The 559-nt window shown below is 55.8% G+C and carries 1 protein-coding gene; it reads right to left on the minus strand.

The features are described 5' to 3' along the window. Positions 1-13 precede the first annotated feature (13 nt). A partial coding sequence (locus tag AWB81_RS44075) for an IS630 family transposase (protein WP_062644833.1) occupies positions 14-559 on the minus strand: 546 nt, incomplete at its 5' end.

Consider the following 559-nt stretch of genomic DNA (forward strand, 5'->3'; position numbering starts at 1 on the left):
AGCCGGACATGGTTCATGCTGCGTAACGGACTGACGGATGTTGAAACATCGATCGGATCAAAGCCGGGATTTTCTGCAACGAGCGCAGAACTGCCCGAACGCGCTGCTTAAGATGTCCTGGACCTTTGATAGCAAGCTTGCCGATCTTGTGGTGTTTGAGGTAGCCCCATACGAGTTCATCCGGATTCAGATCCGGCGAGTAAGCGGGCAGGAAGAACAGGCAAAGGCGCCCATCCGATTCTGCAGCAAGCTGGCGGATCGCTTTGCAACGATGAACCGGATGGCCATCAGCAATCAGGAAGATGGGGGTATCGGCATTGAGCATCAATCGCCGTACGAAGTCGACGTACACCGCGATCTTGAAGCTGCCTTCAAAGCACATGAAACGAAGTTGGCCGCGTGGGCTGACTGCCGAGATCAGGTTCACCTTGAAGCGAGCGCCCGTAACCTCGACTACCGGTGTTTTACCAACCGGCGCCCAGGTCGTGCCGCTGTGATAGTCCGATCGCACCGTCGATTCGTCGACGAAAAATATCTGTGCCCCGCAGCATTTGGCCTG

This window comes from Caballeronia arationis, assembly GCF_001544975.2.
GTDB lineage: Bacteria > Pseudomonadota > Gammaproteobacteria > Burkholderiales > Burkholderiaceae > Caballeronia > Caballeronia arationis.